1 pseudogene is annotated in these 238 nt (G+C 44.1%); it reads right to left on the reverse strand.

What is annotated here, in order from left to right:
• Positions 1-238 (reverse strand): annotated as a pseudogene (locus tag HMPREF2576_RS07225) (hypothetical protein); the annotation flags it as partial.

Raw genomic sequence — 238 nt, forward strand, 5'->3', positions numbered from 1 at the left:
TCATTAAGTGAATCGACAAGTACGAGTCTTTCAGATTCAACGAGTATGTCGACATCAGACAGTGCGTCAACATCAACAAGTGAGAGCGACTCGGACAGTGCAAGTACGTCATCAAGTGAATCAGTAAGCACAAGCGTTTCAGATTCAACAAGCGCGTCAACGTCAGAAAGTGCGTCAACATCAACGAGTGTGAGTGACTCGAATAGTGCAAGTACGTCATTAAGTGAATCGACAAGTA

The sequence above is a fragment of the Staphylococcus sp. HMSC063F05 genome (assembly GCF_001837075.1).
Lineage (GTDB): Bacteria > Bacillota > Bacilli > Staphylococcales > Staphylococcaceae > Staphylococcus > Staphylococcus epidermidis.